Annotated in this window: 23 protein-coding genes; 8 read left to right on the top strand and 15 right to left on the bottom strand. The window is 68.7% G+C overall.

Going from position 1 to position 26,044, the window contains the following annotated elements; all coding sequences use genetic code 11:
* Positions 1 to 18 precede the first annotated feature (18 nt).
* Positions 19 to 354 (top strand): hypothetical protein, encoded by a 336-nt coding sequence (locus HLA91_RS04490; protein WP_165883899.1) that lies wholly within the window; start codon positions 19 to 21, stop codon positions 352 to 354.
* 17 nt (positions 355 to 371) lie between these two features.
* On the opposite strand, the gene HLA91_RS04485 is transcribed toward HLA91_RS04490, so the two are convergent.
* Genes HLA91_RS04485 through HLA91_RS04465 form a run of 5 tightly spaced genes read right to left on the bottom strand, consistent with a single transcriptional unit; the run spans position 372 to position 7,669 of the window.
* On the bottom strand, positions 372 to 1,985 hold the full coding sequence (locus HLA91_RS04485; protein WP_170273726.1) for a hypothetical protein: 1,614 nt from the start codon (positions 1,983 to 1,985) through the stop codon (positions 372 to 374).
* On the bottom strand, positions 1,972 to 2,625 hold the full coding sequence (locus HLA91_RS04480; protein WP_170273725.1) for an ABC transporter ATP-binding protein: 654 nt from the start codon (positions 2,623 to 2,625) through the stop codon (positions 1,972 to 1,974). Before HLA91_RS04480 ends, HLA91_RS04485 begins: the two co-directional genes overlap by 14 nt.
* Complete coding sequence (locus HLA91_RS04475) at positions 2,625 to 3,695, bottom strand: NAD-dependent epimerase/dehydratase family protein (protein ID WP_170273724.1); 1,071 nt, start codon at positions 3,693 to 3,695, stop codon at positions 2,625 to 2,627. The genes HLA91_RS04480 and HLA91_RS04475 overlap by 1 nt, the downstream gene beginning before the upstream one ends.
* Before the next feature lie 57 nt (positions 3,696 to 3,752).
* Positions 3,753 to 6,650, bottom strand: a complete 2,898-nt coding sequence (locus HLA91_RS04470; RefSeq protein WP_259855920.1) for an alpha/beta fold hydrolase — start codon at positions 6,648 to 6,650, stop codon at positions 3,753 to 3,755.
* Positions 6,644 to 7,669 (bottom strand): 3-oxoacyl-ACP synthase III, encoded by a 1,026-nt coding sequence (locus tag HLA91_RS04465; protein ID WP_170273723.1) that lies wholly within the window; start codon positions 7,667 to 7,669, stop codon positions 6,644 to 6,646. Before HLA91_RS04465 ends, HLA91_RS04470 begins: the two co-directional genes overlap by 7 nt.
* Before the next feature lie 374 nt (positions 7,670 to 8,043).
* Between HLA91_RS04465 and HLA91_RS04460 the strand changes: the two genes are divergently transcribed.
* From HLA91_RS04460 to HLA91_RS04450, 3 genes are all read left to right on the top strand, one after another.
* Complete coding sequence (locus HLA91_RS04460) at positions 8,044 to 8,817, top strand: DsbA family protein (RefSeq protein ID WP_102162384.1); 774 nt, start codon at positions 8,044 to 8,046, stop codon at positions 8,815 to 8,817.
* Complete coding sequence (locus HLA91_RS04455) at positions 8,814 to 9,914, top strand: cytochrome c biogenesis CcdA family protein (RefSeq protein ID WP_170273722.1); 1,101 nt, start codon at positions 8,814 to 8,816, stop codon at positions 9,912 to 9,914. Before HLA91_RS04460 ends, HLA91_RS04455 begins: the two co-directional genes overlap by 4 nt.
* A 100-nt stretch (positions 9,915 to 10,014) precedes the next feature.
* Complete coding sequence (locus HLA91_RS04450; RefSeq protein ID WP_170273721.1) at positions 10,015 to 10,818, top strand: 3-oxoacyl-ACP reductase; 804 nt, start codon at positions 10,015 to 10,017, stop codon at positions 10,816 to 10,818.
* Positions 10,819 to 10,903: 85 nt separating this feature from the next.
* Here the strand turns inward: HLA91_RS04450 and HLA91_RS04445 are convergent, their stop codons facing one another.
* Both HLA91_RS04445 and HLA91_RS04440 read right to left on the bottom strand, forming a co-directional pair.
* A complete protein-coding gene (locus HLA91_RS04445) occupies positions 10,904 to 12,493 on the bottom strand; it encodes an HNH endonuclease signature motif containing protein (RefSeq protein ID WP_170273720.1) in 1,590 nt (529 codons plus the stop codon).
* A 246-nt stretch (positions 12,494 to 12,739) separates the two neighbouring features.
* Positions 12,740 to 13,327: a dienelactone hydrolase family protein gene (locus HLA91_RS04440; RefSeq protein WP_170273719.1), complete on the bottom strand. Its 588-nt coding sequence runs from the start codon at positions 13,325 to 13,327 to the stop codon at positions 12,740 to 12,742.
* Between the two features lie 107 nt (positions 13,328 to 13,434).
* Here HLA91_RS04440 and HLA91_RS04435 point away from each other — a divergent pair, with 107 nt between their 5' ends.
* Both HLA91_RS04435 and thpR read left to right on the top strand, forming a co-directional pair.
* Positions 13,435 to 14,667, top strand: a complete 1,233-nt coding sequence (locus HLA91_RS04435; protein WP_170273718.1) for an alpha-hydroxy acid oxidase — start codon at positions 13,435 to 13,437, stop codon at positions 14,665 to 14,667.
* A gap of 34 nt (positions 14,668 to 14,701) precedes the next feature.
* Positions 14,702 to 15,268: an RNA 2',3'-cyclic phosphodiesterase gene (gene thpR / locus HLA91_RS04430; protein ID WP_170273717.1), complete on the top strand. Its 567-nt coding sequence runs from the start codon at positions 14,702 to 14,704 to the stop codon at positions 15,266 to 15,268.
* 328 nt (positions 15,269 to 15,596) lie between these two features.
* On the opposite strand, the gene HLA91_RS04425 is transcribed toward thpR, so the two are convergent.
* Entirely contained in the window at positions 15,597 to 15,905 is a 309-nt protein-coding gene (locus HLA91_RS04425) for a 4a-hydroxytetrahydrobiopterin dehydratase (RefSeq protein ID WP_170273716.1), read from the bottom strand.
* Positions 15,906 to 16,092: 187 nt separating this feature from the next.
* Here HLA91_RS04425 and HLA91_RS04420 point away from each other — a divergent pair, with 187 nt between their 5' ends.
* Both HLA91_RS04420 and fmdA read left to right on the top strand, forming a co-directional pair.
* The gene (locus HLA91_RS04420) at positions 16,093 to 16,407 is read left to right on the top strand and encodes an FmdB family zinc ribbon protein (RefSeq protein ID WP_338076776.1); all 315 of its coding nucleotides are present in this window, start codon (positions 16,093 to 16,095) and stop codon (positions 16,405 to 16,407) included.
* A 38-nt stretch (positions 16,408 to 16,445) separates the two neighbouring features.
* Entirely contained in the window at positions 16,446 to 17,699 is a 1,254-nt protein-coding gene (gene fmdA, locus HLA91_RS04415) for a formamidase (RefSeq protein ID WP_170273714.1), read from the top strand.
* 43 nt (positions 17,700 to 17,742) lie between these two features.
* On the opposite strand, the gene HLA91_RS04410 is transcribed toward fmdA, so the two are convergent.
* The 7 genes from HLA91_RS04410 to HLA91_RS04380 form a co-directional block, all read right to left on the bottom strand.
* Positions 17,743 to 18,912 carry an alcohol dehydrogenase catalytic domain-containing protein gene (locus HLA91_RS04410; RefSeq protein WP_170273881.1) on the bottom strand — a complete coding sequence of 390 codons (1,170 nt, stop codon included), beginning with the start codon at positions 18,910 to 18,912 and terminating at the stop codon, positions 17,743 to 17,745.
* Positions 18,913 to 19,013: 101 nt separating this feature from the next.
* Entirely contained in the window at positions 19,014 to 19,841 is an 828-nt protein-coding gene (locus tag HLA91_RS04405; RefSeq protein WP_170273713.1) for an HpcH/HpaI aldolase family protein, read from the bottom strand.
* On the bottom strand, positions 19,826 to 20,611 hold the full coding sequence (gene hpaH, locus HLA91_RS04400) for a 2-oxo-hept-4-ene-1,7-dioate hydratase (protein ID WP_170273712.1): 786 nt from the start codon (positions 20,609 to 20,611) through the stop codon (positions 19,826 to 19,828). The genes HLA91_RS04405 and hpaH overlap by 16 nt, the downstream gene beginning before the upstream one ends.
* Before the next feature lie 125 nt (positions 20,612 to 20,736).
* Positions 20,737 to 21,849: a 3,4-dihydroxyphenylacetate 2,3-dioxygenase gene (gene hpaD, locus HLA91_RS04395; protein ID WP_170273711.1), complete on the bottom strand. Its 1,113-nt coding sequence runs from the start codon at positions 21,847 to 21,849 to the stop codon at positions 20,737 to 20,739.
* Between the two features lie 29 nt (positions 21,850 to 21,878).
* On the bottom strand, positions 21,879 to 23,408 hold the full coding sequence (gene hpaE / locus HLA91_RS04390) for a 5-carboxymethyl-2-hydroxymuconate semialdehyde dehydrogenase (protein ID WP_170273710.1): 1,530 nt from the start codon (positions 23,406 to 23,408) through the stop codon (positions 21,879 to 21,881).
* 76 nt (positions 23,409 to 23,484) lie between these two features.
* Entirely contained in the window at positions 23,485 to 24,249 is a 765-nt protein-coding gene (locus HLA91_RS04385; RefSeq protein WP_170273709.1) for a GntR family transcriptional regulator, read from the bottom strand.
* Positions 24,246 to 25,745 carry a fumarylacetoacetate hydrolase family protein gene (locus tag HLA91_RS04380; RefSeq protein WP_170273708.1) on the bottom strand — a complete coding sequence of 500 codons (1,500 nt, stop codon included), beginning with the start codon at positions 25,743 to 25,745 and terminating at the stop codon, positions 24,246 to 24,248. Before HLA91_RS04380 ends, HLA91_RS04385 begins: the two co-directional genes overlap by 4 nt.
* Positions 25,746 to 26,044: the final 299 nt, after the last annotated feature.

The following is a 26,044-nucleotide window of genomic DNA, read 5'->3' as shown; positions in this document are numbered from 1 at the left end:
CGAAGGAGCTGGAGAAACATGCGCTACGTCGTTGCCCTGGCCTTGGCCGCGCTCGCGGTGCTCGGCGTCCACTGGGCGATCGGGCTCGGCACACTGCCCCGCCCGTGGGGTGCGCTGGGCCTCGGCACCGTCGCCGGTGTCACGCTGGTGGCCACCCTCATCGTCTGGGAGATCATCAGCCCGAGTGAGGAGAACGCCGACCGCGACAAGCGCATCGCCGTCGAAGAGGCCGCCAAGGACGAGCAGCGCGAGCTGCGCCGCGCACAGCGCGAGGCCGCCCGCAACGCCCGCCGCCGAGGCGAGCAGGCCGGGCCGCGCGAACCGGGTGCCGGGCGACCAGACGGCACCGACTGAGACCCCTCGTCACCGGGTCACTGGTGTCCGCTGCGACGCAGCCGGTAGACCGCCCAGCCGGCCACGCCGGCCAGCAGCACCGCACCAGCTGCCGGTGAGACCACTGTGCTGGCAGCCAGCAGCATGCCCAACGCGCCGAGCGATGTCATAAGGACCGGGGTGGTCAGCTGTGCGATGACGCCGACGGGCAGCGCCCCGGCTTCGGTCATGACCGCAGGTGCCAGCCAGTTCGGCGGCGGCCGGAGCGCCGCATGCGTCGCGGCTGCCGCGCACAGGAGTGCGAAGAGGCAGGCGAGGGCGAGCAGGACCGGCTGACCGAGCTGGACGGTTATCGGTAGGAAGACGAGCACACCGGCAGGCAGCAGCACGGTGGCAGGGGTGAGTGCGATGAGGAGCCGGCAGGTGCCGCTGCCAAACGGGAACACCTCGGTGAAGGCCGGGTTCGCAGCACAGGCGCGCACGCTCATGACGGCCAGCCAGCCGGCGATGCCCAGGCTCAGGCAGGCGATGAGGACACCGGCGACCGGCAGCTGACCAAGCGGCAGCGCGCTGGCCGCCCACGGCAGCAGCACCGTTATGGCGAGCAGCGCCGGTACGCCTGCCGTGCGGGTCAGCCCGATGAGCATTCCGGTCGGCAGGGCCAGCAGGGACGGCAGCCGCCTCAGGCGTGCCAGCTGACCGGATGCGTTCCGGCAGGCGCGCAGGCGGGCGAAGAGGGTGGTGGCCATCGCATTGGCATCGGCGGTCACCAGCCCGAAGCGCATGAGCTGCGAGGACCGCGACCCGGCTTCGAGCTGCGGCCATGACAACCGTGGGGGCCTCAGCACCATCCACACGGCTGCGCTGACGACGGTCAATACGAGGGCTGCGGTGAAACCGAGCGCGACAGGTGCGCTCAGACCGCTCGCTGCAGCATGCATGACCGGACCGGCGAAGTCGCCCAGCGGTGCGGTGAGGGCAAGCACCGCCAGTGCCGCGACCGCCGCCCACAGCAGCCGGTCGCTGAGATGCTCAGTGTCGACCGTCGTGCCGAACAGGCCCGCCTGCAGGCCGATGAGGATGAGGGCACCAGCCGCTCCGGTGGCCGCCAGCACGGCCACAAGTGCGATCGCGGCAGCTGCGGTTATGCCGAGGTCGAGGATCATCGCGCCACCGGTGGCCTGCCAGGACAGGTGCGGCACGACCGCCAGCAGCCCGATGATGATCCCGCCGAGCACCCCACCGAGGATGACGGCACTCAGGCGGCGGCGCAGCCAGGACGGGCTGAAGCCCGGGTGCTGGAACAGCCACACCCGCACCGGTTCGGGCAGCCCGAGCGGGCCGAGGCGGGTGAGCAGCCAGGAGAGCACGAGCAGCCCGCACGCGGAGATGAGGACGGATTGCAGGACGGGGAACGGGGAGGCGACCACCGCCTCGGCGACGGTGTCGGCCGGCCCGGCGGTGAGCGCTGCCACCAGCGGCGCGGCAAGGGACTGCGCGGCCGAGGCGAGGACGGCGATGAACACGGCTGCGGCCAGCGCGTAGGTGTAGACCGCTCCGGCGCTCAGCGTGTGCGGGCGGCGGCTGCGGGTGAGCCGGGCGAGGCCGGCAGGGGTGAGGGGGTGCGGCAGGGCCGGGTCAGGCGGCGTCATAGCCCAGCGTCCCGTCGGGGTGTTCGCAGATCTGCACGGTGGTAGTGCGCTCGGGGTCGATGAGCGCGTCGTCGTGGGTGGAGAGCAGAATCGCCGTGCCGCTCTCCGCGCGGGCAATCAGCAGGCGGCGCAGCGCCTGGACCGAGGCGGCATCGAGGTTCTGCTCGGGCTCATCAAGTAGCAGCACCTCGGCTGACCGGAAGAGGGCGCTGGCCAGCAGCACCTTGCGCCGCTGCCCGCTGGAGAGCGCCTCCGGGTAAGCGTCGAGGAACCGGATCGGCAGGTTGAGGGCGGCACAGATCTCGGTGATGGCCGCCTCGGGAGCGGTGACGTCATGGGCGCGGGCGAGCAGCGTCAGGTGCTCACCGGCGGTGAGCCCGGTGAGCCAGGCGTCGTCGCCGAGGAGGGTTGCAACCTGCCGCTTCCAGGCAGACCCGGTGTGGTCTGCCGGTTCGCCGCCGAGCAGCACGCGGCCGGAAAGCGGCGTCTGCCGGCCGGCGATCGTCTGCAGCAGGGTCGATTTGCCGGCCCCGTTCGCCCCGGCCAGCCGGGTGATCGACCCGGGCTGCAGCTGCAGGTCGAGCGGCGGCAGGGCGAATCCCGCCGGGTAGCCGGCGACGAGTCCGTCAATGCTGAGCATCAGCGGCCTACCGTCAGCGCGGCCCCAGGGTCGGGTGCGGTGCCGCCGTAGTGGGCGGCAAGTTCGCCGAGCCCCTCCTCGATGCTCACCCGGGGCGTCCAGTTGAGGACTTCGCGGGTGCGGCGCTGGTCGAACCAGTGGGCGGTCGAGAGCTGTTCGGCGAGGAACCGGGTCAGCGGCGGCTCATCGGAAAGCGTCTCGTGGAGGCGGGCGGCAGTCGTCTCGGGCAGCCGGCCGGCCAGCGTGTCCTCAACCTCGGCGGCGAGATCCCAGACCTTTTCGACGACGGTGCCGGCGGCCAGGGCGGCGGGCACGGGCACGCTGAGCTTCGGGCGGCGAGCCCCTCCGGCCAGCGCCATCTGGGTCATGAGCTCACCGACCGGCCGCGGTTGGCCGTTGGTGACGACGAGCGCCTCCCCGTGATGGCGGTTGACGGCGGTGAGCCCGGCGACGATCGCGTCGACGGCATTGGTGATGTAGAGCGTGTCGACAAGTGCCGCCCCGGTGCCGAGCACCGGCATCCGGCCGGCGCGGGCGCGGTCGATGATCCGCTCGGTCAGCTGCGTGTCCCCTGGCCCCCACATGAGGTGCGGGCGCAGCACGAGCACCCGGAAATCCTCACTGTCAGCGGCCAGTGCCAGCAGTTCGCCGTGGGCTTTGGTGCGCGCATACTCACCGCGGGCATGCTCCGGATCAGCCGGGCCCGCCCCGACGCCGACAAGCGAGTCACCGGCATGGGCGACCGAGGGGGAGGAGATGTGCACGAACCGGCTCACCCCTGCATCCTGGGCCGCTGAGAGCAGTGTGCGGGTGCCGGCGATGTTGATCGCCTCGAAATCGGCCGGATCCCCGGCCATTGAGACCTTCGCTGCCAGGTGGACGACCGCCTGCTGCTCGGCCACCGCCTCGGCCACGGCAGCAGCATCGGTGATCGAGGCGGCGATGTCCCGCGCCCCGCCGACCCCGGAGGGGCGGCGCTGCAGGGTGGTGACCGTGTGCCCGGCGGAGACGAGTGCGGCAGCGACTGAGGAGCCGAGCAGACCGGATGCGCCGGTGACGAGAATCTTCACTGTTCCTCCTGGTGAGCTGGCTGGTGCGATATGTGCTGGCCGGTCCCGAGGGGGTCGTCAGGGTGTGCGGATCGGCTCGCCGCCCAGCACGGCGGCGGCCCAGTCAGCCAGCCGGGAGCGGTCGATCTTCGAGTTGTGGCGGATGTCGGTCGGGAACGACGGGGCGATGAGCACGGCGGCGACGTCCGAGCCGGTTACGGCGGCCACCTGAGCGCGCAGTCGCTGGGCGACCGGCAGCGGTGCCAGGCCGGGGGCCAGGGGTTCGCGGGATTCCGGGTCGCTGCCGGTGGCGGGTTCGAGCACGAGGACGAGTGCCTGTGTGCCGGTCGGTCCGACGCCGACGGCCGCCGAGCGCAAGACTGCCGGGTCGCGGTCGGTCAGCGCTTCGATCCCGCCGGGGCCGAGCGGCCCGGCCGGGGTGGTGATGATGTGCTGGAGGCGGCCTTCGATCCAGATGCGGCCAGCGGTGTCGATGTGGCCGATGTCGTTGGTGCGGTGCCAGCGCTGTCCGTCGAGCGTGTCGCGGCCGGCCTGCTGGTCGGTCGACCACAGCCGGTCGTAGCCGTCCTTGATGTGGGCGGCGGAGACGACGAATTCTCCGAGCACCTGCTGGGCGTCCGTCCCGGTCAGCAGCTCATCGGCAGACCGGCCGTCGGCGCCGATGGGGGCCAGGGCGAAGCGCACCCCGTCGATCGGGGTGCCGACGCACACGCCGCGCGCCGCCTGTGCACCTGGGCCTGCATCATCGGCGCCGTCGGTGCGCGCGGTGCCGTCCGACCTGGTGCCGTTCGAGCCGGTGCCGTCCGTGCGCGCGGTGCCCTCCGCCTCGGCGGTGGCCACTGCGTGCCGGTCGATATCGGCCAGCAGCAGCCCCTCGGTCATCCCGTAGGGGGAGTGGATCTGTGCGTGCGGGAAGACCTCTGCCACCTGGTTCATGAGCGACAGCGGCACCGGCGCTCCGGCCGAGAGCGCGAGCTCGACCCCGGCACAGGCGGCCCGCTGTGCCTCGGTGAGGTCACCGGCGGTCGCGCAGACGTTGGTGTAGGCGGCAGGTGAGGCGAAGACCATCGTGCAGTCCGCCTCGGCGATGGCATCGGCTAGGGCCGCGGCGGTGAGCGTGCGCGGTTTCGTCACCGACATGTCCGGAGTCACGCTGGTGACCCCGAGGCCGGGGCCGAAGAGCGCGAACGGCGCGAACCCGGCGACGAGGCCGGCGCCTGGGCGCATGTCGAAGGTGCGGGTGAGCACGTCCATGAGGGCGGCGAGCTGGGCGTGGGTGTAGCGCACGCCCTTGGCCGGGCCGGTTGAGCCGGAGGTGAAGAGCACCGCAGCCAGATCCGCGGGTGCTGGGGTGCGCAGCGGCTCACCGGCGGCGAGGTGGGCGTGGCCTTCGCGGATGAGTTCGGTCAGCGAGGTCTCGACGTTCAGCGCCAGCCGCTCGGGACCCGGCAGGGGGCTGATGGAGATTCGCCGGCCCGGCCAGCCGGCGGTGCGAGCCAGGGTGAGGCCGGGAAGTTCGCCGATGATCCACTGCGGGTCGGCAGACCGGATCGCCCGGGTCATCCCGGCCACCCCGAGGCCGGCGTCGGCGACGACGACGGTGCCGCCTGCCTTGAGCACGCCGTAGGCGGCGGCTGTGAGGTTGTTGCCGGGGGTTACGAGCAGCGACACCCGGTCGCCGGGCGCCAGGCCGCGGGCCTGCAGTCCGGCTGCGATTCCGTCGACGACGCCGGAGAGCTGCCGCCAGCTCACCGACTGCGGCGGGTTCTGGGACATGTCGACCGAGGCGATCGCCTCGTCGTCGGCGCGTTCGGCCAGCGCATCGTAGATCATCCGGGAGGTGGTCGGAGCAGCGGTGGTGGGCGCCTGGTCGTCGGCCGCTCCCGAGGCGCCCGTTGCCTCAGCAGTCCCGGTCGCCTGGCCAGGTGCGTCGAACTGGGCGGAGAGCCAGTCGAGGACGATGCCGGCGACATCGGCGTCTTCGCTGACGAGGTGGGAGGCCTTCTCACAACGGTGGATATCGGCCTGGGGCAGGCGGTGGCGCAGATCGCGCAGGAACCGCTCCAAGAACACCGGGTCCTTCGGCCCCCAGATGAGCAGGGCCGGCAGGTCGATGCCGGCGATGTCGTCACCGAGGCGCTGCAGCTCGGCGTACGACGGGTGGGTCTCGACCGCCGGGATGTCAGCGACGAAGGCGCCGATCCCGCCGCGCAGCTCAGCCGTGCGGTACGGGGCGCGGAAGGCGTCCTTTTGTGCATCGGTCAGCGAGCCCTGGGCCAGGGCGAGGGTGGTGCGCAGGAACCAGTCGGTGCGCACTGTTGACAGCGGCAGCATCGGCCCGGCCAGAGCCGCCTGCAGGGGTGCCGGGATCGGGGTGCCCTCCGGCTGGGCGACAGCGGTGTTGAGTGAGATGACCGCGTCGATGCGGTCCTGATTGCGGGCCGCCCACGTCAGCGACAGCACCCCACCCCAGTCGTGGCCGAGGGTGACGGTGCGCTCGGCCGGGCGCTCGGCGAGGAGCTCGGTGACAACGGCGTCGAAATCCGCGACGCGTTCGGCGATGCGCCGGAAACCAGGACCGTGGGTGGTCGGCAGGCCGGTGTGTGAGAGGCGTTCGGAGAATCCCATCTCCAGCTGGTCCGGGGCGATGACCCGCCAGACGGGACCCCCGCCTCGGGCACGGTCAAGCGAAACGGCAGCCAGGTGGCGCCACAGGTAGGACCAGGTGGGGTTGCCGTGCAGAGCGAGGATCGTGCCGGCTGGTGCGAGCCCTTCGGCCTGCAGGGCCGGCAGCGTGTCGAGGACGTGGAAGGTGCGCTCGCCGTCGACGGTGCCGACGGTCACGAGACGCGACCACTGCTCATCCCAGCCCGGCAGCGCACCCGGCGTCGAGGCGGGCCGGGCCGGCAGGCCGGAGCTGCCAGGACGCAGGCTGAGGCCGGGCAGTCTCACCACTCGATCTCCGTCATCGCCGTGTTCAGGCCCGAGCCCACGCCCATGCACAGCACCCGGTCGCCGGCACTGAGCTCAGCGGCCTTGCGGGTGAGCGTGATCGGCAGGGAGGCCGGGCCGACGTTGCCGAGCTGCGGGTAGGTCTTCGGGATCCGGGTCGTGTCGAGGTCGACGGCCTTGGCGATCGAATTCGTGTGGATGTCAGAGACCTGATGCATGACATAGGCGTCCATGTTCCGCCAGTCCCAGCCGTCGCCGTGGGCGGTGTGCCAGGCGGTGGTGACGAGTTCCATGCCGTTCTCCAGCAGTCCCTTGGCGTCGGTGAACATGCCGTCGTGGTCGCCGACGCACAGCTGATGGTTCCACGTCGCCGCCCGGGTCACCCCGCCGAGGATCCGGTGGCCCTCCGGGTGCTTGTCCGCCGGGCCCAGCAGGGCGGCCGAGGCGCCGGAGCCCAAGGTGAGCGAGGCGAACTCGTTGAGGTATTCGGCCCGGGTGATCTCCGGGCGGGAGAGCCGCTCGATCGTCGACTCCTGCACCCGGGAGGCGTCCTCACCTGCGACGATGAGGGCGTAGTCGAGCTGGCCGGAGTCGATCATCGTCGCTGCCAGGGTCATGCCGTTGACGAACCCCAGGCAGGCGTTGGTGAGATCGAAGTTCATGGCGTGCGGCTGCAGGCCGATGCCGTGGTGGATCGACACCGCAACAGAGGGCTCGAGGTTCTCGCGGGTGACGGAGGTGTTGATCATGAGCCCGACCTGCTCGGCGTCGATGCCGGTCTCGCGCAGCACCCTGCGCCCGGCCTCGGCGGCACCGGTGGAGAAGTCCGAGGGGTGCTCCCAGTTGCGGCGGGCGTTGACCCCGGCGACGCGTTCGAGCAGGCCGTGGGGCAGTCCCAGACGCTCAAGGGTTCCGGCGAGTCGCTGGTCGAAGGAGGCCGAGGTGACCTCCACGGGTGCCGTCACCTCGACCAGGCCGAGGAGCGCGACGTTGGAATGCCGGAAAGTCGAATTGCCGTTCAAAGAAGGGTCCGTTTCGCAAGGTTGACGGTGCAGAGTCTCCGACTCATCCTAATACCCAAGCTGGCAAATCACTGCAACCGGCAGGTGCCCGGCGTTCGGCGTCCCTGCGCGCTCAGGCGGCGGTCGCGGCCCCGGGCAGGGAGCTGGAGGCGAGGATCGACGGCACCGGGCCCGAGGTGGTGTGCGGCTGCTCGTTGACGGCAAGGGGGCTTGTGGTCACCGGGGTGTGGCGCACAGCGCAACGTGAGGCGCACCGCAGCTGCCGGGGCCAGGCAGGGGAGCAGGCTGTGCCGACACCGAAAACTTCAATAAGCCGCGAGTGACCTTGTGTCAGGGGATGTACCGGCACAGAGGACATTCGTTATGGTGTCAGGGTGCGTGCCAATTCGCGTCCCTTCTGGTTCTGGGCGATTCCGGTGAATATCCTCGTCATCGCCCTCATCGCGATCTTCATCCTCGTCATCGACGAGGACGACCAGCCTGCCCCGGTGGCTGAGCAGACCCGGACGGCTGGCCAGGGAGGCGACGCCGGTGCCGGCGCTTCGCCTGCTGCCGACGGCGACTCCGACGGCGAGACCCCCGGTGAAGCTCGGCGTGACGTTGAGGACCCCTTCGGGCTCGGCAACCCCGAGTCGCCGGTGGCGATGGTCGTCTTCACCGACTTCCAATGCCCGTTCTGCGCCAAGCACTCCGCCGAGGTCGAACCGCAGCTCATCGACCAGTACCTCAATGAGGCGAAGCTGCGCATCGAATGGCGCGACGTCGACTTCTTCGGCGAGGACTCCAACCGAGCCGCCCGCGCCGCGTGGGCGGCCGGCCAGCAGAACCTTTACATCGAGTTCCACCAGAGCCTGTTCGGCGACGGCGAGCCGCTCGACCCCCCTGACCTGACACAGGAGAAGCTCACTGCGGCCGCGCAGGCGCTGAGCATGGACCTCGCGCAGTTCGAGCGCGACATGGAATCCGATGAGGCCTACCAGCACGTGCGCGACAACGCCGAAGAGGCCGCCGAGGTCGGTGCGTTCTCCACCCCGGCCTTCGTCATCAACGGGCAGCCGATGTCCGGTGCACAGCCGTTGGAGGAGTTCCAGAAGGCCATCGAGGCCGCTGAGCAGGACAACCCGTACGAGGCAGGAGGCAGTTCATGACCATCGGACTCACCGCAGCCTTCCTCGGTGGCGTGCTCGCTCTGCTGAGCCCGTGCGGGGCGCTGCTCATCCCGGCGTTCTTCGCCTTCAGTGTCTCAGGTGGGACGAAGCTCGTCGGCCGGGCGGCGATGTTCTTCATCGGGCTGCTCACGATCCTGCTGCCGATGGGTGCCGGCGCCGGTTTCATCGGCGCGCTGCTGACCGCCCACCGCACCACCCTCATCATGGTCGCCAGCGTCCTGCTCATCATCTTCGGGCTGCTGCAGATCTTCGGGCTCGGCTTCGACCTGGGCCGCTTCATGCCCGAGAGTCTGCGCAACCCCGGCGCCGGCAGCGGCGGCACCGCCTCGCTGCTGAGTGCCTACGTGCTCGGCATCGTCTCCGGTGTCGCCGGGTTCTGCACCGGCCCGATCCTCGGTGCCGTGCTCACCCTGGCGGCCTCGGGCGGCAGTCCGCTCACCGGCATGTTCTACCTGTCGGTCTATGCGCTCGGCATCGCGGTGCCGGTGTTCGTCATCGCCGTTGTCTGGCAGAAGCTCGGCGCCGATCGGATCTCGTGGCTGCGCGGCAAGACGATCACGATCGCTGGCCGCGACTTCCACACGACCTCGCTCATCTCCGGCATCGTCTTCATCGCCGTCGGCGTCATCTTCATGGCCACCAACGGCCTCGTCGGCGTCCCGGAGATCATCTCCACCACGACCGCCGGAGCACTGCAGGAAGCGCTGCTCGCCTTCGACCGCACGATCCCGGCCTGGGGCAGCATCCTCATCATCGCAGGCGTGCTCATCGCTCTGTGGTTCCTCATTTTCTACCCCCTCACGGCCCCGGGCAGGAAGCTCGGCTTCGACCGTTCGGAACTGCCCGGCGGCGAGGACGGCGACCGTCTCGCCGACGGCGCCGCTGCGACCCGCCCGGGTGAAGCGTCCGTCCCAGCACGCGACGTCGCCGAGGCGGAGGGAACCTCAGCCTCGGAACCGGCCACCACCGCCTCGGAACCGGCCACCACCGCGTCGGGAGGGGATCAGGCCGCTGGCGACGGAGAGTTCCTCACCCGCCGGCAGCGCCGCGCAGCCGAACGCGCCGGACGGGGCTGAGCCCTGCTGAGCGCGCACTGCTCAGACCGGTGCGAACCGGATAGGCTGGTGGCACCTCACGTCCACGGGCCGCGTGCGGCCCCAGCCTTAGGGAGTTTCGATGTCGAACGCGCAGGCTCACACGACGGCGGCGCTGCCGCTGAACGAACAGCTCGTCCTTGTCACCGGAGGCGGCCGCGGGCTCGGCGCCGCGCTCGTCAAGGCCTTCTACCGCGAAGGCGCGGCACTCGTCATCAATTACCGCTATTCGGCTGACCAGGCCCAGGAGCTCGCCGAGCAGATCCGAGCCCGAGGCGGTCGCGCGCTGGCCGTCGAAGCCGACGTCACCGACTTCCGCCAGGTGGTGGCGATGTTCGAGACCGCCCGCGAGGAGTTCGGGCAGCCGGTCTCCACCGTCATCAACAACGCGCTTGTCGACTTCTCCTTCAACGGCGATGAGCGCCCGGACGCCGATGAGATCGCCTTCGCCGCCTTCGAGCAGCAGTTCCGCGGCACCGTCGGCGGGGCGATGCACGTCATTCAGGCTGCGATGAGCGGATTCCGCGAGATCGGTTCGGGTCGGGTCGTCAACATCGGCACCAACCTGTTCCAGAACCCCGTCGTGCCCTACCACGACTACACCGCCGCGAAGGCCGCGCTGCTCTCGCTCACCCGCACCTACGCCAAGGACCTCGGCCCGTTGGGTGTGCGCGTCAACATGGTCTCCGGCGGGCTGCTGCGCACCACCGACGCGTCCTCGGCCACCCCTGATGAGGTGTTCGATGCTATCGCTGCGAACACGCCTCTGGGGCATGTCACGACGCCGGAGGAGTTCGCCTCGGCGGTGACGTTCTTCGCCTCACCGGCTTCACGCGCGGTGACCGGCCAGAACCTCATCGTCGACAACGGGCTCGTGATGGACTGAGCTGCCGGTGGGGTGATGCGGCGAGCACGTCCGGTCACCCCACGAGGAGCGCTCCGGCGGTAGCCCGCTTAGGCAGGCGGATACATCATTCGGGGAAGAGTGTGACTGGGTCGGCTAGTTCGGCTTGGAATCGGGAGTGGAAGAGCGGTCGTTGGGTTCGGTCGAGGGTCTGGGGTGGTATCCAGGCGGGTAGCCCGTTGAGGAGTGTGGATCGCCAGCCGTGGCGTTCGTGCCAGGCGTGGTGGAAACGGCACAGCAGCGTGAGGTTGTTCAGATCGGTGGGTCCGCCGTGGCGGTGGGCGTGCATGTGGTGGGCTTCGCACCAGCCGACGGGGATATCGCAGTCGGGGAAGCTGCAGCCGCGGTCGCGTGCTTTGAGCAGTGTCATTTGGGTTGGAGTGGCGAAGCGGCCTTCTGTGCGGACCTTGACGTCGCGGGTGCCTGGTCTGGTGGAGGAGTAGTAGAACTTGCCTCCAGGGGAGAGCTGCAGGATGTCTTCGAGTCGTGTGTGGCCGCCTGCGGCTTCGACTTCGCCTTCACCGCGTGCGAGCTGTTCAGCTGTGGCGGTGACGACGAGGGCATATGAGCCGGCACCGGTGGGTTCGCAGGCGCCGCGGGTGATGAGGACTGAGAACCGGTCGTGGCGGCGTGCTCCGTCGGGACGGGTGTCGTCGAAGACCGGTGCGATGGTCGGGCTGCCATCGGTTGTGGCTGCGTTCGGTTGGCAGCCGGCGTCCTCCCAGGAGTCCGCGAACGGATCCATGGCGGGTGGGCCGAACGATGAGCCTGCCGCGTCGAGGTGCCCGGCACCGGCCACAGTGGAACCGTCCTCTTCAGGGGACGCGGAGCCACCTTGTGGATTGTCTGCTGCAGTGCGGACTGTCTCAACGATATCGGCAGGGCCTTGTTGGCGGTTGGTCAGCAGTGCGTTGAGGGTCAGCCCGGTTGTCGAGTCGAGAAGACCGCGCAGGATCCAGTCGCCATTGGTCTTCTGGTTGACGGTGACGAAGTAGTCATCCGGGTGGCTGGGTTCGGTTTCGAGTTTCCCGTCTGGGTCGAGGTAGCCGAGGATGCGTTTGCCCAGCACCCGGAATTCCTCCACCCGCAGGCCTGGGGCATTTTCAACCAGCACACGCTCGACGGCGGGTTCGTGCTCGGCGCGCACGCGAGGTGGCAGCGCATCGATCTGCTGAATGATCGCCTGCGCCTGGTCCACCGAGATCGTGCCTGCCTGCAGGCAGGCAGCAACTTCCGGCAGCTGGGCCGGGATCGGCTGACCGGTCGTGCTGTGATGCTCCGTTAAGCAGCGGGCCATCGACAGCCGGCGGCGGGCCTCGTACGTGGTGATGCGCATCTTCTGCTTCAGCAGTGCCGGCAGCTTCCGCACACCGTAGTGGCTGGGTTCGATCTGCTGGGACATGAGGCGCGTGCTCTGAGCGGTGGCCGATTCGAGTTTGCGGCGGACGAGCTCAAGTCCCTTGCCGATGGCGATCGCCGCGGCGCTGTCCAGGGCGGCATTGTGCTGGATCGTGGCGCCGGTGTCCTCTAGTGCCGTGACCGCAGCCAGCAGTTCGGGGCAGTGCGCCTTCAACTGTGCGATGTCGGCAGCATCGAGGAACTCCGGATGGGCCTCGGCCGGCTGGGCGCCATCAGCTGGAACGGACTCGGCGGTCATGGCAGATCACCTCCTTCGGTGTATCTGCCTCTAACCTAGATTGAGGCACTGACATCACTACCACAGAACGGGCCCTCACAGCGGTGAAAACGAGTCCCGGCAGCCTGTGTAACAACTATCGTTGCAGGTCAGGGCGCAAATAAAGTTTTTGAAGATATATTCGGCCATACCCTGCGGTCCCACCCCGCCGGTCGCGTGAACGACGCAGTTCGAGCTCCCCGCTCCGCCGATCAGAGCGCGGTCTGATCAGGTCCGGTTGCGGTCGATCTCCTCTGCCAGGAACGCCTGCACCCGGGCCATGAGCAGGCAGGCGAGATCCTCGTCGTACTCCGGGGCCGATGGGTCGGTGAACAGGTGCGCGTCGCCGGGGTAGACGAACTGCGCGGCGTTCGCCCCCGCCTCGGCGACGGAGGCGACGAGCAGCTCCGGCGCACCAGCATCGATCCACTCATCGCCGATCGCGTAGTGGATCTGCAGGGGCACCCCGGCCTGCCACGAGGTCTTCTTCGGCACACCTCCGGCGTGGAAGAGCAGCGCGCCGGCCGCGCGGGGATCACGCTTGCCCATCGACTGGGCCAGCGCGGCACCGAGTGACCAGCCGCCGAAGACGAGCGGGCCCTCGAGGTCTTCGATAAGGCTGGCGGCCTTCTTCGCAAGCTCCGGGAAGCCGACCTCGTCGCGGTAAGCGATGCCGGCATCGACCGAGTCGAAGACATGGCCCTCGTAGTAGTCGGGGGTGTGGACAGCGTGACCGGCATCGGAGAACTGCGCTGCCAGCTGGGACATGCCCTCGGTCAGCCCGAGCGCGGAATGGAAGAGCACAAGATCAGCCATGGCCTCATCCTGGCACACGCACACCGCGGTTCCCAGCCATTCTGGGACCGGATCTCCTCTGGCGGCCACCGCCTCGGCGACGGCGGGCAAGACGGTAGCCTGTGGCCATGGCACTACGACGACGCATACCCCGCTGGGCCGATCTGGGCCCGCTGCTGCAGTTCGACCTTCAGCGCAATCGCCGCCAGGCCCGGCTCACCCGGGTGAGCAGCGTCGAGGATCTGCGGCGGATCGCCAAACGGCGAACCCCGACCGGGCCGTTCGACTACGTCGACGGGGCAGCCGAATCCGAAAGCACGCACTACGGCAACCGGGATGCCTTCGGCGAACTGACATTCATCCCTGCGATCCTGGCCGCCAATGACGACATCGATCTGCGCGCCACGGTCGCCGGCGAGACCTTCGAGCTGCCGGTGGGCATCGCGCCGACCGGCTTCACCCGCATGATGCAGGCTGAGGGCGAGGTCGCCGGGGTGCGAGCGGCTGAACGCGCCGGCGTGCCGTTTTCGCTGTCGACGATGGGCACCCAGTCGATCGAGGACGTCGCCGCAGCCGCACCGAATGCGACGAAGTGGTTCCAGCTGTACCTGTGGCGCGACCGGGAGGCGTCTCTTGACCTCATTCAGCGGGCCTGGGCTGCCGGCTACCGGAACCTGCTCGTCACCGTCGACACGGCAGTCTCCGGCCGCCGGCTGCGCGACGTGCGCAACGGCCTGTCTGTGCCGCCGAAGCTGACGATCGGCACTGTGCTCGACGCCTCCTACCGCCCCGAATGGTGGTTCAACTTCCTCACCACTGACCCGCTGACCTTCGCCTCGCTGTCCGATGACACCTCATCGCTGGCCGCCCTCGTCAACGGCATGTTCGACCCGACCCTGTCGATGGAGGACCTCGCCTGGATCCGCGAGCAGTGGCCCGGGAAGCTGTTCGTCAAAGGTGTGCTCACCGCCGAGGACACGCAGCGCTCACTCGACAACGGCGCCGACGGCCTCGTCGTATCGAACCACGGCGGTCGCCAGCTCGACCGCGCGCCGACGAGCTTCGATGCCCTACCGGTGGTGCGCGCCGCCGCCGGAGACGACGTCGAGATCATCCTCGACTCCGGGATCATGCACGGTGCCGACATCCTCGCCGCGCTCGCCTACGGGGCCGACTTCACGCTCATCGGCCGGGCATACCTCTACGGCCTGATGGCTGCAGGCGAGGCCGGCGTGCGCAAGGTCCTCGAACTGCTCGAAGCGCAGATGCGGGTGACCATGCACCTCATGGGTGCCGCGACTCTCGCGGACCTCAACCCGGATATGATCCGCCGGGCCGAACGGGACCGCGGCGAGGGCTGAGGGGCCGGTCAGGGTGCGGGGTTGAGGAGGACTGATGGGACAGCGGATGTTCACCGCCATCCACCCGCCGTCTGAGATCGTGCAGACGCTGGGTGAGCTCGTCGAGCCCCGGCGCGGAATCGACGAGAACCTGCGCTTCACAGCTGAACGGCTGTGGCACGTGACGCTGGCGTTCATGCCCGATGTCACTACCGACTGCGAGGACCGGATCGACGAGATGCTCGCCGAGACCGCCCAGACGATTGCGCCCTTCGACATCGAGTTGGCTGGGGGAGGAGCGTTTCCGAACGCGGCCGAGGCGAAGGTGCTCTATCTCGGGATCGGGGCGGGGCGGGATGAGGTCATCCGCCTGCAGCAGCGGGCGCGCAATGTCGCCAACAATGCCGGCACCCGGGTCGACTCGGCTGATCCGGTGCCGCATCTGACGCTCGCCCGCACCGGCAGGCGGGCGATCAACGCGACGAAATGGCTGCAGGTGCTCGACGCATTCCCGCCGCTGCGCTGGAGGGTCGAGGAGATCAGCCTCGTCGCCTCCCACCTCCGGCACGGGCCGACCCGGCATGAAGTGCTCGGAACGCACCGGCTGACAGGGCGGGGCTGAGCCGGTCGGAGGCGCGATATGCGTTGACTGCTGAATCGAGGAGTCTGGATTCAGCACTCAACGACTATCAGAATCCGGATTCATAGTCGTTGAGTGCAACATCGAGAGGTCTCGAGGCAGCAGTGGACGTTGATGAGTCCCTGGCGCCGGGTTGGATTGGCCGGCTGTGTGCAGTTCGTGTCGAATGGATGAGCCTCGATTCCCCACGAGATGCACACGATCCGACGATTCCGCGTGCGTTTCGTGCAGAAGCGAGTGGTCTGGATTCCACACGAAGTGCCCACAGTGGCGGTGCGCCGCACAGCGGCAGACGCCGGACTGGTTGAGGTCAGACGGTTTCGAGGTCCTGCTCGGCGGCGAGCTGACTGATGGTGCGGGCCATGCGGACGTCACGGCTCGTCAGCCCTCCGACATCATGGCTCCACAACGTCACCTGCACCTGCGGGTAGGTCAGCAGAATGTCGGGATGGTGATCGGCGTCCTCGGCGGCAGCGCCGATCCGGTTGGTGAACTCCAGGCCCGTGGCGAAATCACCGGTGCGATAGGTCGCGGTAATGGTCTCACCGCGCTGCTGCCAGTCAGCCAGGTTCGCCTCGGCGACCTCGTCAGCGCTGAGCTTCTTCTTCGGATCACGCATGGCTCAACCGTGTCACAGTCGCTGAGTTCACGGGTAGTGCGAGTTAGGTGAGGTCCCAGTCGCTGCCGTGCAGCGGGTGACGGCATCTGCAATCCGGGATAGGCTGTGGCCTAGATCACAGATATCGCACTTCTCGCGGAGGCGATGGCTTCGGTGAAGCTCTCCGCCGCAAAGTGCCGACAGCGCAATGGAGCATTGCGAAAGGCAGGGTGCCGCTATGCCGCTGTACGACTTCCGCTGCCAGACCTGCGGAGTCATCGAAGAATCCTTCTCTATGGCCGATGTGCCAGCTGCCGTGACCTGCCCTGAATGCAGCGGTTCAGCCCGCCGCCAGATCGGTGCCGCTGGACTGCACCGCCAGTCAGCAGCCAAGTCCCTCGTCGAATCGACCGAACGCACCGCACACGAACCATCCGTTGTTTCCTCACTGCCTCACACCAAGCGGGCCCCCCAACCGCGCATCACGCGCAACCCGCTGCACGCCAAACTCCCGCGGCCCTGACGACCACGACGGCGCCGCACTTCTGAAAGGAACGCGCAATGCCGAAGAACATCTTTCCACTCGACTCGACGAAGTCCTTCACCGAGCAGGAGAAGCTCGGGCACAACCGCTGGCACCCGGACATTCCACCGGTCGAGACCCTCAAGCCCGGCGACACGTTCCGCGCTGACTGCCGTGAGTGGTTCGACGGGGCGATCAAGAACGACGACTCGGCAGATGACATCCGCAATGCTCCGGTGAGCAAGGTCCATGCACTGTCAGGCCCGTTCGCCATCGAGGGCGCGCAGCCAGGAGATCTGCTCGTCGTCGACATCCTCGATGTCGGACCGATCCCACAGGAAGACGAGGGGCCGCTGGCCGGCCAGGGCTGGGGCTACACCGGCATCTTCCCGCGCAGCAACGGCGGATCCTTCCTCGTCGACCAGTTCCCCGATGCCTATAAGGCGATCTGGGACTTCACCGGTCAGACCGCGACATCCCGGCATGTGCCTGGAGTGTCCTTCACCGGCATCATCCACCCGGGTCTCATGGGCACCGCGCCGTCGGCCGAACTGCTGAAGAAGTGGAACAAGCGCGAAGCCGATCTCATCGCCACCGACCCCAATCGCCTGCCGCCTCTGGCGCTGCCGCCGGAGCCCAAGGATGCAGTGCTCGGTGGGCTGACCGGCGAGGCCTTCGCCGCCGCCGCAGCCGAAGGTGCTCGCACGGCACCACCGCGTGAGAACGGCGGAAACCAGGACATCAAGAACCTCACCAAGGGCACCCGTGTCTTCTATCCGGTGTTCGTGCCCGGCGCGAACTTCTCCGTCGGAGACCTGCACTTCTCGCAGGGGGATGGTGAGATCACGTTCTGCGGCGGCATCGAGATGGGCGGCTTTATCGACCTGCGCGTCGACCTCATCAAGGGCGGCATGGACACCTACGGCGTGAAGGAGAACGCCGTGTTCATGCCGGGCAACGTCGATCCGCAGTACTCGGAATGGCTGTCATTCTCCGGCACTTCGGTCACGCTCGACGGCGAGCAGCGCTACCTCGATTCGCACCTGGCGTATCAGCGGGCCTGCCTGCACGCGATCAACTACCTGACGAAGTTCGGCTACAGCGCTGAGCAGGCTTTCCTGCTGCTGGGCGCGGCGCCGATCGAAGGCCGGTTCTCCGGCGTCGTCGACATCCCGAACTCATGTGCCACCGTCTACCTGCCGACGGCGATCTTCGACATCGACATCCGGCCCTCGGCAGACGGCCCGACGCAGATCGACCCGGGCATCGGAGCGCCGAAGTCAGCGGACTGACAGCGCCGGCGCCGGCTCACGCGGCCACCGTCGCCACGCCAGGTCAGGCGTCTGCCGGGTCGTCGAACATGACGACCTGGCGGACGGCCTGGCCGTCGGCGAGTGTGTCGAGGGCGTCGTTGATCTCCTCCAGCCGGATGTGCCCGGAGATGAGCTCGCCGACCGGCAGCGCACCCTCACGCCACAGTCGCTCATAGACCGGGATATCGCGTGCCGGCACAGCTGAGCCGAGGTAGGAGCCGATGATCGTGCGCGCTTCAGCGGTGAGTACGAGCGGGGTGATCTCCGAACGCGCATCGGGTGCCGGCAGGCCGACAGTCACGGTCGTCCCGCCGACCCCGGTCGCAGCAACGGCGGTCTCAAAGGCCCTCGGATGTCCCGCGGCCTCGATGACGACATGAGCGCGCACACCCTGCTCGGCCACCTCGGCTGGGGTGTGAGCGGCATCGGCACCGAGCTCGATCGCCCGGGACAGCTTCGCCGGATTCGCATCGACGCCGATCACCTTGCCGACGTCGCCACCACCGTCACCACCACCGTCGCTGCCGGTCCGGGCGCGCGTCTTCAGCGACAGCGCGGTGATGAGCGCAGCCATCCCCACCCCGCCCAGTCCGACGACCATGACGTCATCGCCGTCGGCTGGGCGGCCTGCGTTGATGACCGCCCCACCGCCGGTGAGCACCGCGCAGCCGAGGACTGCGGCGATGTCGGCAGGCACATCCGCTCCGACCGGCACGACCGAGGAGCGGTGCAGCACCGCATGGGTGGCGAAACCGGAGACGCCGAGGTGGTGGCGCACCTCTGCCCCGTCGCGGCGCAGCAGGATCCGGTCGCCGACGAGGGTGCCGGCGTTGTTGACCGCAGTGCCGGGAGCGCACGGCAGCTTGCCGTCGGTCGCGCAGTTGGCGCACTGCCCGCAGCGCGGCAGGAACACGGTGCTCACCTGCTGGCCGGGTTCGATGTCGGTGACCTGCTCACCGACCCGTTCGACGATGCCGGAGGCCTCGTGGCCGAGCAGCATCGGGGTGGGCCGGGGCCGGTTGCCGTCGACGACGGACAGATCCGAGTGGCACAGCCCTGCTGCGCGGATGCGCACGAGCACATCTTCAGGGCCGGGTTCGTCGAGGTCGAGGCGGCTGATCGTCAGCGGCCGGGTGTCGGCGTAGGGGCGGCCGGCCCCGATCTGCTCGAGGACGGCTCCGGTGATCTGCATCGTCTCTCCCCTCAGCCCGGCAGGCGCGGTCTGCCCGGATTCCGGCAGTGGAATCCTCATCGTAAGGCGGCGGTGAGCGTCAGATCAATGCCTGTGCATCCTCAGTTCCCGGTGAAGTCCGCGGCGTTCCCGATGAAGTCCGCGGCGAGCTTCTCCGCCCCGCGGGCGACGATCGCGACGTCAGCGCCGACGAGGATGAACTGGGCACCGGCCTCCGCATAGGCGCGCGCGGTGTCCGGGTCGAAGGCGTTGACACCGGCGAACATGCCGGCCGCCCGCACCTCGGCGAGCACCGAGCGCACCGCAGCGACGACATCCGGATGCGTCTGCTGACCGAGCAGCCCCATCGAGGCGGCCAGGTCCGAGGGCCCGACGAAAACGCCGTCGATGCCGGGCGTCGAGGCGATCGCCGCGGCGTTCTCCACCCCGGTGCGCGTCTCGATCTGCACGAACACCGACACGTGCTCAGCCGCCTCGGTCAGATAGTTCGGCACCCGGTTCCAGCGCGCCGAGCGCGCCAGCGCCGAACCCACGCCCCGCACACCAGCCGGCGGGTACTGCGCTGCGGCAGCCACCGCCTCGGCTTCGGCACGCGTGGAGACCATCGGCACGAGCAGGTTCTGCGCGCCGAGGTCGAGGATCTGCTTGATGATCGTCGCATCGGCCACCGGCACCCGCACGACCGGCGTCGCCGGGTAGGCGGAGACAGCGTAGAGCTGGTGGAGGACGGACTCCAGGCTGTTGGGCGTGTGCTCCATGTCGATGAGCAGCCAGTCGAGGCCGGCACCGGCCATGATCTCGGCCATCGTCGGCGAACCGGAGGACACCCAGCCGCCGTAGAGCGTGCGCGCGGCAGCAGTGCCCGCGCCCGGGGCGCCGGTCGCCTGCTGCAGTTCGGCGGCGAAGGTCGGGTTCAGACGAAGCGGCATGAGATCGTTCCCATCTGTCCATAGTCGGCCAGCACGGTGTCGCCGGGCTGAACCCACATCGGTTTCGTGAACGAGCCGGCGAGGATCACCTCACCGGCGGCGAGGCTGTCACCGTGCTCGGCGAGCTTGTTGGCCAGCCACACGACACCCATCGCCGGGTGGTTGAGCACCGCGGCGGCGACACCGGAGTCCTCGATCGACTCGTTGCGGTACAGCAGTGCCGAGACCCAGCGCAGGTCGACGTCGTGCGGGTCGGTCGGGTTGCCGCCGATGACCATCGCCCCCATCGCGGCGTTGTCGCTGATGGTGTCGACGATGCTGCGGCCGTCCATCTCGACGCGGCTGTCGAGGATCTCCAGGGCCGGGATGACGTATTCAGTGGCGCGCATGACGTCGAAGACGGTGACATCGGGGCCTGCGAGCGGCTCCTTGAGCGCGAAGGCGAGCTCGACTTCGATGCGCACCCCGGAGAACCGCTCATGCTCGATGACCGAACCGTTCTCGTAGACCATGTCGGAGAAGATGACGCCGTAGTCCGGTTCGCTGATCCCGGTCGCCTGCTGCATGACCTTCGAGGTCAGGCCGATCTTGCGTCCGGCCTGCTTCCGCCCGGCGGCGATCTGGCGGCGGCGCCACTCGTTCTGCACCGCATAGGCGTCCTCGACGGTCATGGACTCGAACCGGGCGGTCAGCCTCGGGATCTGGGTGTGGGTGCGCTCAGCCTCGGCGAGCTCGTCGGCGATCTGGGCGATGGTCTGCTCATCGAGCATGGGGTCTCCTTCCAGGCGGAGGTGCCCACCGCCTCGGCAACGGTGGCCTGGCAACGGTGGCCTGGCAGCGGCTGCTGAGGGCAGCGACCGCGCCCGAGGCGGTGGTGCGGGTGGGGTGGGATGGATCAGAGCTGGTGGCCGAGCTTGTATTCGCCCTGCTTCCACTCCGGCATCGAATCCTCGTCGTTGTCCCGAGTGTAGGAGAACCCGTCGGCGCCGATGGTGACCTCCATCTCCGAATCGTCCTTACGGGACACGAGCGGCTGGGGCTTGCCGTCGAGGTCGAGGACGAGGGAGGCGTCGGTGTACCAGCTCGGCACGACCGGGGTGCCCCACCAGTCGCGGCGCTGGTTGTCGTGGACGTCCCAGGTGACGACCGGGTTGTCCGGGTCGCCGGTGTAGTAGTCCTGCGTGTAGATCTCCACACGGTGGCCGTCGGGGTCGCGCAGGTAGAGGTAGAAGGCGTTCGACACGCCGTGACGGCCGGGACCGCGCTCGATGTGGTCCGACAGACGCAGCGCTCCGAGCTTGTCGCAGATGGCGAGGATGTTGTGCTTTTCGTGCGTGGCGAAGGCGACGTGGTGCATGCGCGGGCCGTCGCCGCCGGTCATCGCGGTGTCGTGGACGGTCGGCTTGCGGCGCATCCAGGCGGCGTAGACGGTGCCCTCGGAGTCGCGGATGTCCTCGGTGGTGCGGAAGCCGAGGTCGTCCATGTACTTCACCGCCCGCGGCACGTCCGGGGTGACCTGGTTGAAGTGGTCGAGGCGGACGAGCGCGCCAGGCGTGTAGAGGTCGTAGCGCCAGGCCAGGCGCTCGACGTGCTCGACGTCGTAGAAGAACTCGTACGGGAAGCCCAGCGGATCCTCGACGCGCACCGAGTCTCCGATGCCCTTGACGAAGCCGTCCCGGCGGCGCTCGACGCGGCAGCCGAGCTCGGTGAAGTACGCCTCGGCGCGGTCGACGTCTTCCGGGGTGCGGACCCGGTAGGAGAACGCGGCGACCGCGGCGACGTCGCCCTTGCGCAGCACGAGGTTGTGGTGGATGAACTCCTCGAAGGAGCGCAGGTAGATGGCGTTGTCGTCCTCTGCGGTGACGACGAGCCCGAGCACGTCGACGTAGAAGTCGCGTGAGCGCTGAAGGTCGGTGACCTGGATCTCCATGTACGCGCAGCGCAGCACATCGGGTGCCGGGGCCTGCGGGGTCGGAATCGGGTTGGCGGGCGGTGGTGTGGTGGTCATGACGGTTCCCTACTTCTTGCGCGGAGCGCTCACTGCTTGCCGAATGACGGGTTGTGTACCTTGCCGAGGTTGATGTGCACGGCCTGCTGATCGGTGTAGAAGTCGATCGAGCGGTAGCCTCCCTCGTGGCCGAGTCCGGAGGCCTTGACGCCGCCGAAGGGCGTGCGCAGGTCGCGGACGTTGTTGGAATTCAGCCACACCATGCCCGACTCGACGGCCTGGGCGAAGTTGTGGGCGCGCTTGAGGTCGTTGGTCCACACGTAGGCGGCCAGGCCGTACTTCGTGTTGTTGGCCAGCTCGAGCGCCTCCTCCTCGGTGTCGAACGGGGTGATCGCGACGACGGGGCCGAAGATCTCCTCCTGGAAGATCCGGGCGGTCGGCGGGACGTCGACGAACACGGTCGGGGCGACGAAGTTGCCGAACTCGAAGCCCTCCGGGCGGCCGCCGCCGGCGGCGAGCTTCGCCTCGGTCTTGCCGATCTCGACGTAGCTCATAACCTTCTCGAAGTGCTCCGGGTGCACGAGCGCGCCGACTTCGGTCTTCGGATCGTGCGGGTAGCCGACCTTGACGCGCTTGGCCTGAGCGGCGTACTTCTCGACGAACTCGTCGTAGATGCTGCGCTGGACGAGGATGCGCGAACCGGCCGTGCAGCGCTCGCCGTTGAGGGAGAACACGCCGAAGACGCAGGCGTCGACAGCGCCGTCGAGGTCGGCGTCGTCGAAGACGATGGCCGGGGACTTGCCGCCGAGCTCCATCGACAGGCCCTTGAGGTAGGGGGCTGCATTGGCGAAGATCAGCTGGCCGGTCTTCGACTCACCCGTGAAGGAGATGAGCGGGACGTCCGGGTGCTTGACGAGCGCATCGCCGGCGTCCTCGCCCATACCGTTGACGAGGTTGAACACACCGGCCGGCAGCTCCGCCTCCTCGAAGATCCCAGCCCACAGCGAGGCCGAGAGCGGGGTGAACTCCGCCGGCTTGAGCACGACGGTGTTGCCGGTGGCCAGCGCCGGGCCGAGCTTCCAGGACTCGAGCATGAACGGGGTGTTCCACGGGGTGATGAGGCCGGCAACACCGATCGGCTTGCGGTTGACGTAGTTGATCTGGCGGCCGGGGACCTTGAAGGTGTCATCGGTCTGGGCGACGATGAGGTCGGCGAAGAACCGGAAGTTCTCGGCCGCGCGGCGGGCCTGGCCGAGCGCCTGGGAGATCGGCAGACCGGAGTCGAAGGACTCCAGTTCGGCCAGCCGGTCGCCGCGGGTCTCGACGATGTCGGCGATGCGGTGCAGCACGCGCGAGCGCTCACGCGGCAGCATCTTGGGCCACGGGCCCTCGGTGAAGGCATTCCGGGCGGCCTCGACGGCACGGTCGATGTCGGCCTTCTTGCCGGCGGCGGCCTGCACGTAGGTCTCGTTCGACACCGGTTCGAGGACGTCGAAGGTGCTGCCGTCGAGCGAGTCGACGAACTCGCCGTTGATGTAGTGCTGGATCCGCTCGGGCAGATCAGCCGGCACGTGGCGCTCGCTCAGCGATGCCTGGTTCGGGGTGTCAGTGTTCGTCATGGATTCCCTCCGAGTGTCGGTGCGCCCAGGGCCGGACGCAGTCAGTGGGTGAAACGGATCAGGTGGGCAGATGCGATCAGGTGGGCAGGTGGTCAGTGGTGGCCGGTTGCCGGTCGGCTGCCGGCCCGGTCGGCGAGGTGGCGGGATTGCGGTCGAGGAACGCCTGCAGGGTCCGGTGGCGGTGGTTGCGGGCGGCGAGCTCGATGTCGATGGGCTCGGCTCCGTCGCGGATGAGCCCGAGGATCTGCGCATGCTCGACGACCGACTCCTCGGCCCGGCCGGGCACGAACGTGAACGTCGAATCGCGCAGTCCCGACATCCGCGTCCAGCAGCGGTGCACCTGCTCGAGGACGAGCGGGTTGGGACACGCCCTGAACAGCACGGAGTGGAATTCCTTGTTCAGCTGCGTGAAGTAGTTGGGGTCGAGCCGGTCGAGCAGCGAACGCATCCGCTCGTTGATCGCCTCGGCCTCATCGAGGGCAGCCGCATCGAGCAGCGGCGCCGACAGCGCGGTCGCATAGCCTTCGACCACGCCGAGGGTCTGCATCGCATCGAGGTAGGCCTGCTCGTCGACGAGCGCGACACGGGCGCCGACGTTGCGGTCGTATTCGACGAGGCCCTCGGCCTCGAGCCGCCGGATCGCCTCGCGCACCGGGATCGCACTCATCTGCAACTGTTCGGCGATCGGCGCGAGGACGAGGCGGTACCCGGAGCCGAACTCCTTTGACAGGATCCGTTCGCGGATCCAGTCGTAGGCCCGCTGCGACTTCGAGGCTACGACGGTCGTCTCGACCTCCGGTGGGCTCGCCGTCGCCGAGGCGGTGGCTGGCTGGCGGCTCATGACCGGCCAGCCTGCTGGTCGGCTTCGTACTTCGCGCGCCAGTCCTTGTTCATCGGGAACAGTCCGTCGACCGGGTGGCCGTCGGCGACCTGCTCGAAGACCCAGGCGTCCTCGGTCTCCTTCTTCGCTGCCGCCTCGGCGACCTCCTCGGCCAGGGCCGGGGGGATGACGATGGCGCCGTCGTCATCGGCGACGATGATGTCGCCGGGCTGCACGACGGTGCCGCCGCAGCTGATCGTCAGGTCGGTGTCCCACGGCACGTGGCGGCGGCCGAGCACGGCAGGGTGTGCACCCTGGGAGAAGACCGGGATGTCGATGTCGGCGACGGCGGCGTAGTCGCGCACGCCGCCGTCGGTGATGATGCCGGCGGCACCGCGGGTCTTGGCGCGCAGGGCGAGGATGTCGCCGAGGGTGCCCGAGCCGGTCTCGCCGCGGGCCTCGATGACGATGACCTCGCCTTCGCCGACGGTGTCGAAGCAGCGCTTCTGGGCGTTGAAGCCGCCGCCGTGGCTCGTGAACAGGTCCTCGCGCCCGGCGATGAAGCGCAGGGTCTTGGCGGTGCCGACGATCTTGGCGCCCGGCCGGTTGGAGCGCACCCCGTCGATGGTGACATTGTTCAGCCCGCGCTGGCGCAGCTGCTGGGACAGCCCGGCGACCGGGATCTCAGCGAGCTTGGCGCGCAGCTCAGCGGTCAAGGCCGGGTGCGGATCCAAACCGGCGGCCTCACGGGAGCCATAGGCCTCCTCACGCTGGGTGTCATCGACCTTCGGCAGCGAGCCGATCGCGGCATCGAAGTCACCCGGGCCCTCGACGACGGTGCTGACCAGCCGGCCGGTCGACGGTGCGCCTGCCGCATCGGGAGCGTCGACCTCGATCTCGATGACGTCGCCGGGTTCGGCGACCGAGGAGCCGGCTGGGGTGCCGGTGAGGATGATGTCGCCGGTCTCCAGGGTCACGTGCTGGGACAGGTCGGCGATGAGCTGGGCGAAGGGGAAGAACATGCCGGCACCGGTGTCCTCCTGCACGAGGTTCCCGTTGTGCCAGGTGCGCACGCGCAGCTGCTCAGGGGACACCTCGGCGGCGGTGATGAGGCCGGGGCCGAGCGGCGTGTAGCCGTCGCGGCCCTTATTGCGCAGGTTCGAGCCCTTGTCGTTGGAGCGCAGATCGTACAGGCCCCAGTCGTTGGCCGCGGTCACCCAGCCGACGTGCGACCAGGCATCGGCGGGGTTCACCCGCTGGGCAGGCGTGCCGATGATGAGGGCGATCTCGCCTTCGTAGGCGAGCAGCTCGGTGCCGGCCGGGCGGGCGACCTCAGCGCCTGCCGGGTCACCGGAGGCGGCTACCGAGCTCAGCGGCTTGATGAAGTACGAGGGGCTGGACGGTTTGCGGCCGCGCTGGGCGACGCGGGACTCGTAGCTGAGGTGGACGGCGATGATCTTGCCGGGCACCTGGGGCAGCGCGGCAGTGCGTTTGTTCGTCGCGGCGTCGGTGTCCATGGGCTCCTTGCTTTCTGTTGGTGATACTGCCTGTGAGGCAGGTCTCTGAAACGGCTTCGGATGTGATCTGCTTTACACAATATCTGAAATCATATATCTTTTCATCTATCACTGTGAGCACCCTCACCCAGACCGCGAATATTCCGCAGCGCATACTCTGCAGCCGCGCCTGGCTGCACTGCCTGGCCGCACCGCCTGGCCGCGCCGCCGGGTCGACGAGAACTCGGCGCTTGTGCGGTCTGGAGAGACGTATAAGGAGCGTTCATGTACACCGACCGCCGGGGAACTGCCGGCCGCTG

The organism is Brevibacterium luteolum (assembly GCF_013004595.1).
Classification (GTDB): domain Bacteria; phylum Actinomycetota; class Actinomycetes; order Actinomycetales; family Brevibacteriaceae; genus Brevibacterium; species Brevibacterium luteolum.
This window is presented reverse-complemented; position numbering and strand designations above follow the sequence as displayed.

Bases quoted from the DNA above. Each gene is read 5' to 3' on its own strand.
- HLA91_RS04380 (WP_170273708.1), bottom strand. From the start codon at position 25,745: ATGGACACCGACGCCGCGACGAACAAACGCACTGCCGCGCTGCCCCAG.
- HLA91_RS04490 (WP_165883899.1), top strand. From the start codon at position 19: ATGCGCTACGTCGTTGCCCTGGCCTTGGCCGCGCTCGCGGTGCTCGGC.
- thpR (WP_170273717.1), top strand. From the start codon at position 14,702: ATGGGACAGCGGATGTTCACCGCCATCCACCCGCCGTCTGAGATCGTG.
- HLA91_RS04435 (WP_170273718.1), top strand. From the start codon at position 13,435: ATGGCACTACGACGACGCATACCCCGCTGGGCCGATCTGGGCCCGCTG.
- HLA91_RS04385 (WP_170273709.1), bottom strand. From the start codon at position 24,249: ATGAGCCGCCAGCCAGCCACCGCCTCGGCGACGGCGAGCCCACCGGAG.
- HLA91_RS04405 (WP_170273713.1), bottom strand. From the start codon at position 19,841: ATGCCGCTTCGTCTGAACCCGACCTTCGCCGCCGAACTGCAGCAGGCG.
- HLA91_RS04445 (WP_170273720.1), bottom strand. From the start codon at position 12,493: ATGACCGCCGAGTCCGTTCCAGCTGATGGCGCCCAGCCGGCCGAGGCC.
- HLA91_RS04410 (WP_170273881.1), bottom strand. From the start codon at position 18,912: ATGCAGATCACCGGAGCCGTCCTCGAGCAGATCGGGGCCGGCCGCCCC.
- HLA91_RS04480 (WP_170273725.1), bottom strand. From the start codon at position 2,625: ATGCTCAGCATTGACGGACTCGTCGCCGGCTACCCGGCGGGATTCGCC.
- HLA91_RS04485 (WP_170273726.1), bottom strand. From the start codon at position 1,985: ATGACGCCGCCTGACCCGGCCCTGCCGCACCCCCTCACCCCTGCCGGC.
- fmdA (WP_170273714.1), top strand. From the start codon at position 16,446: ATGCCGAAGAACATCTTTCCACTCGACTCGACGAAGTCCTTCACCGAG.
- HLA91_RS04425 (WP_170273716.1), bottom strand. From the start codon at position 15,905: ATGCGTGATCCGAAGAAGAAGCTCAGCGCTGACGAGGTCGCCGAGGCG.
- hpaH (WP_170273712.1), bottom strand. From the start codon at position 20,611: ATGCTCGATGAGCAGACCATCGCCCAGATCGCCGACGAGCTCGCCGAG.
- HLA91_RS04440 (WP_170273719.1), bottom strand. From the start codon at position 13,327: ATGGCTGATCTTGTGCTCTTCCATTCCGCGCTCGGGCTGACCGAGGGC.
- HLA91_RS04455 (WP_170273722.1), top strand. From the start codon at position 8,814: ATGACCATCGGACTCACCGCAGCCTTCCTCGGTGGCGTGCTCGCTCTG.
- HLA91_RS04450 (WP_170273721.1), top strand. From the start codon at position 10,015: ATGTCGAACGCGCAGGCTCACACGACGGCGGCGCTGCCGCTGAACGAA.
- HLA91_RS04420 (WP_338076776.1), top strand. From the start codon at position 16,093: ATGGAGCATTGCGAAAGGCAGGGTGCCGCTATGCCGCTGTACGACTTC.
- hpaD (WP_170273711.1), bottom strand. From the start codon at position 21,849: ATGACCACCACACCACCGCCCGCCAACCCGATTCCGACCCCGCAGGCC.
- hpaE (WP_170273710.1), bottom strand. From the start codon at position 23,408: ATGACGAACACTGACACCCCGAACCAGGCATCGCTGAGCGAGCGCCAC.